Origin of the sequence: uncultured Campylobacter sp. (genome assembly GCF_937996225.1) — a bacterium.
Classification (GTDB): Bacteria; Campylobacterota; Campylobacteria; order Campylobacterales; family Campylobacteraceae; genus Campylobacter_B.
The window spans coordinates 1-5,699 of record NZ_CALKTC010000045.1; the positions used below are offsets into that span (position 1 = coordinate 1).

Genomic DNA, 5,699 nt, shown 5'->3' on the forward strand with positions numbered 1-5,699 from the left:
TAAATAATGGCAAAATTGAATTTAGATCTTACAGAGATAGAGCTAAACGAACTAAGCACAGCAAGCTTTCAAGAACAAGACGGAAAACAAGAGATAAAAAAAACTGGTGGCAGACCCAAAAGTGCCAATCCTGCCGACAAAAGAACGACAATGTTTTTGTCTAGTGAAGAGCTGGATTTTTTAGACGAAATGGGACATATAACCAGAACAAATAGAACCCAATATCTAAGATCGATCATCAGAGAAAAAATGGCAGCCATTAAAAACGGTGCGATATAATGACGGTAAATACAAGGAGTAAGAAATGACAAATGCAGTTATGCTTCAAGCTAAAGACGGCTTTACGCTGACTAGCGATATTATCAACGCTATGAAGCAGCTATTTGGCGAAAAAATCAACGTAATAGAACTTGATGGCGATATGATCGAGGCACTTAGCGGCGAGATAAACCAGGCGGATGCTGCAAAACTAAAACGCACCGTTGAAAAACTTGATAATGGTGAACTCAAATTTTATTCAGAGAAAGAATTCTCGCAGCAGCTAGCCAAACGGGGCTATCAGTGGTAATTAAATACACTGGCGAGTTTTTGGACGAATTAGGCGAAATCGCCGATTATATCGCTAGAGATAGTAAATCAAGGGCAGATACTTTTATACAAAATTTAAAAGCCCAGATCATAAAAATCCCGGATATGCCTTACTCCTACCGCAAAAACAAGACTATCAACCGAGAAAACATAAGAGATTTAATTTTTAAAGGCTACACCGTTACTTTTTCAATAAGTGATAATGCGATAGAAGTATTAGGGATCTATAAGCAAAATTTGACGCGCTTCTCCTAAAATGGCTTTGATAAAGATCGATCTTCATAGAAAGACGGCGGCCATTAGAAACCTTAAACCCCAAACCCCGTAAAATAGGGCATTTCGCTCTTTAAGCTTTACCGGGTCTTGCCGCCCATAAACCTTAAACTAAAAAATACCCCTTTCAAAAGCCCTAAATCAGGGCTTTTCTCTCTTTTACTATTGAAAACAAACATTTTCATTAGCATTTAGCTATCGATCAAGGTCCGGATCTTGCTTAGAAGGTTTCTTTTTAAACGGATTTTCTATCTCCACCATGTCTACAGTCGGGTTCTTTGGATTTTTTACTATTTGAGCATCAAAAGATAGGCCCTATTATACGGCTTATAGCGGAAAAGACGTAATATTCGCGATCATGGGCAAAAAAGACTTTGCTGCGCGGCCTAATAGGTGGAATTTACAACGCTCTGATCTTTACGGCCAAGAGCGAAAAGAAAAATCAGCTCGATCTAGATCAGTGGCAAACCGCTCAAGACAACCTAGCTCAAATCAAAAAAATAGCTAAGGAGTGGGAAGAGCAAGGCAATAGGATTAAATATTAATATATATTAAATACTAGCATTATTATAAATAATAAGAGTTATTATTTTTTACTATACTAAAATTCAAGAAAATCTAAGCAGATTTATATGAATTTTTAAGCCGTCCTCTGCTATAATTCCCCCTGTAATTCGGATTTAAGGCTACTTAATACATTCAAGCAGCTCATAAGCCGCCAGTGGCGGACAAAGAGCAAAAAATCAACAAAATAGTAACATTTTACAGGCGTTTTTAAAACGTGATATTTATCAATGTTTTTTAAACAAGAGATTTCAGGCTAGGGCGTATTATGCCCTTAAATTTCGAATTACGTAAAAATTGTTTGAGTGAATAAACCCCCTTTGTCCGAATTACAATAAACAAAAGGAGTTGTTAAGTGAAAAAAACAATTATAGCATTTTTAGTCGCGCTTTCAGTGATCCTCGCGGGTTGCAGCGCTTTATTTAGCGTTGGACATAGCAATACCAACACTATAAACCAAACAAATCATAAAGAATAAAAAAAGGATAAAAAAATGAACAATATAGCTAATAGTCAACAAGCAGCAAGTGCGCCACAGCCTTATATTCCAAATAAATATAGCTTTGAACAACAGCAAGCAATGGCTTTTGCTTTTCTAAAAGCATTTTATAATAGCCGCGAGCTAGGATACAACGTCGATAGATACAAATATACCGACGTAACCCAAGAGATCATCGACGTAGTAAACCAGATGGCGTATCAGATCATTACTACGGCCAGGATCACCAGTGTAACCATGATAATTCAAGAGCTAGCCAAGGTAGTGCTAGACAGTATATCTATTAACGGTAAATTTTCACCGGCGGATTGTATAGCGGCTCTTATAGATTTTGTCCTCTTTAACCAAGACGTAAAAGATGCAGGGAAAATTCTTATTCAAGCCAGCGATACTTTGCTTAGAGAAAGAGCCATGATCAGAAAAAGCTTTTTAGGCAATGCGGTGCTAATCCAGATTCTCAATCGAGAAAAGAGCTATATCGAGCTAAAATTTAACGGATTTTAATCCGGTAATGCAAGCGCTTTAAAGCGCTTGCTCATACTTGCAGCTCCATTTGGCGCCTAGTTTGCAAGCTTTTTTATAAAAATATTTTGCTTTCTTTTTATCTACTTCAAAGCCGTAGGTTCCATTTTCATACCGCAACCCAAGCATTTCGCAGCCGCTTCCGTAATCCAAATCGCATGATTTTTCAATATAAAATTTAGCCTTTTTATTGTCGCCAAATATCGCTTCATAAGTAGCCGCCAAAATTAAACAACCGTTACCGTCTTTTAATTCACAGGCTTTATCCAAGAATTTTACCGATATTTCTCTTGCTTGCTTGTCGGTATTTTTACTTCGGCTGCTTTTATCTGAATAATATGCTCCGGCTCGCGTGCAGTCCGTCGCTATACTAGCATTACATCCAGCTTCAAATTTAGCTATATCCTCATCTGCTCCGGCCAAATTTAAAGAGCATAGCCCGGCAACGACCACAGCTAAAACGATTTTTTTCATTGTTTTCCTTTTGATGAGATGAGCTTTTATTATATCAAACATCCCACCTATTTACAACCCCGACTTTTTACGCTATAATTCTAAAAAATAGTTAAATATTTTATAGGGCGAGCATACCGCCCGTATATACGCAATGCGAAAGCATTGCGTATATACGGGCGGTGCTCGTAAGGGGGCAAATCCCCCTTAACCCCCTTAGGCAGCTCGCGCCGTAGCAATTGAGAGGTTTTAATTTGATCGATAACTCATCCGTAGAAAATAAAATTTTAATTTGCTGCATATACGTTGTAGCGCTAGGTATCGTCTTTATGCTAGGCTGGCTGATCTTCTCTTCAGTCTTTTTTCTATTAGCCTGTTTGCTGGGAGTTATCATACCTTTATGGTTTTTAAGCGAAATTTTAAGTTGGATTAGAGGCAGGAGTAATGACTGACGATCAGAACAAAAGCTTTCCAAAAAGCAAAAAAAGAGCTGGGAAAACCAGAACTATCACAAAAATAATGCGTCTTACGCCGGAGGAGTGGAGTAAAATTCAAGAAAAAATGGACGATGGCGGGGGAGTAAATTTTACCAAATACGCTGTAAATTCGATGCTATCGCGATCTCTTACAAAAACGCCGCTCACAAAAGAGCTAATCCTTGAGTTATCGCGCCAAGGTAATAACCTCAATCAAATCGCTACGAGGCTCAACAAGGGCGAAAGTCTTGACAGAGTAGGGTTAAGTATTATCTCAAGGTCGTTTGAGGCTCTAAGGGGCATCTATGAGCTTCTAAACGGCAAACATCAAGACGAGCAAAAAGCAAAAAACGATGATAGTCAAATTTCTACCCAGTAAAAGCGGCGGCGGTATAGGTAGCGTTAATTACGTTCTGAACGAAAGAGTACAGCAGGGTACGGCAAAAATTTTAAAGGGCGACGAGGCTCAAACCAGGGCTATAATAAGCCAAATTTCAAAAAAACAAAAGGTATGCTTCGGAGTTTTAAGCTTTCAAGAAAGCGCCGCAAGGATATCAGAACAAACTAAGCTAGAGATAATGGCCGACTTTGAACGCACGCTACTAGGCGACTTTATGAAAGAGCGCGTAAATATCTTGTGGGTGCAGCACGAAGACAAAGGCGGTAGGCTGGAGCTAAATTTCATCATCCCAAAAATAGACCTAGTCACGGGAACGAGCTTTAATCCGTTTTTCTACTCAAAACCCGACCTTACCAGGATCGATCTTTGGAAAAAAGCCGTAAATCTCGAATACGGCTTTAGCGATCCTGACGATCCTGGCAGAAAAAATACTATAAGCGCAAGCAAAAAAGACATTAAAAACTACGCAAACGTTGAAGCTTTGGATAAAACCTTACACGAGCTAGTAGAAGCTGGAATAATCAAAAGCAGGGCTCAAATGCTAGAACTGCTACGCAATGAAAATATACAAATCAGCCGGGAGACCAAAAACTCGATCACTGTGATCCTGCCGGGCAGCACCAAAAAAAATAGACTTCAAGGGGGAATTTATGCAGATTTCAAAGACGCTAGAGAGCTTGAAGAGCGCGGCGCAGAAACAATCCGAAGAATACATCAATATCATAACCGAGATATTCAATCAGAAATTCAACAATACCGAGACCAAATTAACGAACTTGTATCAAAGCGAGATGAATACAATATCGGAGAATTTGAACTCAAAACTAGAAAGCATCGAGCAAAAAGCAGAATCGACATTCAGAAAGATAGAACACTCAGCCAAGCAGACCAACGCCTACAAATGGACGACCTTAGCTCTAACGGCAATATTATTCGCGCTGATCGGAGCAGGCTCGGGCATATGGATAACCTGGAACAAAATAAACCCGGCGACGCAGTGGCAAATTCCGCAGGAAATGAGATACGTCGAGAGAACCAAGAGCAAAAAAGCGACCAATTATTTCCTCGAAATACCCAAAGAGAAAGTGCAAACGGATGGCAATATGGCTTACATACACATCAAGACGATCGAGGATTAAGCGATGATGACGGTATTAGAAGAGGAATTGATAACAGAAAACGAGAGATTGACGCAGCAAGTCAAGCAATTGCTCCTAGAGTTGAAACAAGAGCGAGACTACAGCAACGATCTAGCGATGAGGCTAAACGACTGGAAAGCGACAGACGAAAAAGAAATCAACGAGCTGCTGCAGAACATCAAGAACGAATACGAGAGCGTTATAGACGACTTGACGAAGAAAATACAAAGCAATGGACAGAATATCGAGCTATTAGAAAAAGAGATGACGCGATACGAGAACTATATCAAGACGCAAGAAGAGCAGTTGAACAACTATTCCAGCGAGCTAAATCAACTATTGGCAACCTTATCGAGCATGCAAAACGACTGATTCTCGAGCAAAAAGAGGAGCAAGACCGAGAAAAGCGCAAACGTAGCGGTAGCGGTATGGGGCTGAGCAGATAAATTTTAGCCTTTTTACCTAGTTTCCCTTGACGATGTCGGTAAAGTCCGACCAGTCCTCGACCTTAAAAGCGCGTATATCTCGCACTGATTTTTTAAACCAATCGATTGCCGATAAGCGGTTTATAGCCCTATAAACCGTCGTCAACGTATTTTCCTTAGCTACACTCATGTAAACGCTACCTTGAGTCCACTCAAACCCCAGAGCTTCCAATTCCTGCCTTATTTCGTCATATGCACGGTTATAAGGCTCCCCGTAAGTCTTTTTTAAGTCATCGATCTTTAAATCAAAAGCTATAGCATACATTTTTCGCTCCGTTTTTTAATGAATTATATCATATC

Annotated in this window: 9 protein-coding genes; 7 read left to right on the forward strand and 2 right to left on the reverse strand. The window is 39.7% G+C overall.

The annotated features are described in order from the left end of the window. Positions 1-15 precede the first annotated feature (15 nt). The 4 genes from Q0174_RS05475 (at position 16) to Q0174_RS05490 (ending at position 2,428) form a co-directional block, all read left to right on the forward strand. Entirely contained in the window at positions 16-279 is a 264-nt protein-coding gene (locus Q0174_RS05475; RefSeq protein WP_298042149.1) for a hypothetical protein, read from the forward strand. A gap of 25 nt (positions 280-304) precedes the next feature. Next, complete coding sequence (locus Q0174_RS05480) at positions 305-568, forward strand: hypothetical protein (protein ID WP_298042151.1); 264 nt, start codon at positions 305-307, stop codon at positions 566-568. Then, positions 562-843 (forward strand): type II toxin-antitoxin system RelE/ParE family toxin, encoded by a 282-nt coding sequence (locus Q0174_RS05485; RefSeq protein ID WP_298042153.1) that lies wholly within the window; start codon positions 562-564, stop codon positions 841-843. The genes Q0174_RS05480 and Q0174_RS05485 overlap by 7 nt, the downstream gene beginning before the upstream one ends. A 1,075-nt stretch (positions 844-1,918) precedes the next feature. Next, the gene (locus Q0174_RS05490) at positions 1,919-2,428 is read left to right on the forward strand and encodes a hypothetical protein (RefSeq protein ID WP_298042154.1); all 510 of its coding nucleotides are present in this window, start codon (positions 1,919-1,921) and stop codon (positions 2,426-2,428) included. An 18-nt stretch (positions 2,429-2,446) separates the two neighbouring features. Here Q0174_RS05490 and Q0174_RS05495 read toward each other — a convergent pair whose 3' ends face one another. After that, a complete protein-coding gene (locus tag Q0174_RS05495) occupies positions 2,447-2,920 on the reverse strand; it encodes a sel1 repeat family protein (RefSeq protein ID WP_298042157.1) in 474 nt (157 codons plus the stop codon). 233 nt (positions 2,921-3,153) lie between these two features. Between Q0174_RS05495 and Q0174_RS05500 the strand changes: the two genes are divergently transcribed. Genes Q0174_RS05500 through Q0174_RS05510 form a run of 3 tightly spaced genes read left to right on the forward strand, consistent with a single transcriptional unit; the run spans position 3,154 to position 5,360 of the window. Next, entirely contained in the window at positions 3,154-3,351 is a 198-nt protein-coding gene (locus tag Q0174_RS05500; protein WP_298042159.1) for a hypothetical protein, read from the forward strand. Further along, on the forward strand, positions 3,344-3,754 hold the full coding sequence (locus tag Q0174_RS05505) for a hypothetical protein (protein ID WP_298042162.1): 411 nt from the start codon (positions 3,344-3,346) through the stop codon (positions 3,752-3,754). Before Q0174_RS05500 ends, Q0174_RS05505 begins: the two co-directional genes overlap by 8 nt. Beyond that, on the forward strand, positions 3,729-5,360 hold the full coding sequence (locus Q0174_RS05510; RefSeq protein ID WP_298042163.1) for a hypothetical protein: 1,632 nt from the start codon (positions 3,729-3,731) through the stop codon (positions 5,358-5,360). Before Q0174_RS05505 ends, Q0174_RS05510 begins: the two co-directional genes overlap by 26 nt. Positions 5,361-5,376: 16 nt before the next feature. On the opposite strand, the gene Q0174_RS05515 is transcribed toward Q0174_RS05510, so the two are convergent. Beyond that, on the reverse strand, positions 5,377-5,664 hold the full coding sequence (locus tag Q0174_RS05515; protein WP_298042166.1) for a virulence associated protein VapD: 288 nt from the start codon (positions 5,662-5,664) through the stop codon (positions 5,377-5,379). Positions 5,665-5,699 lie beyond the last annotated feature (35 nt).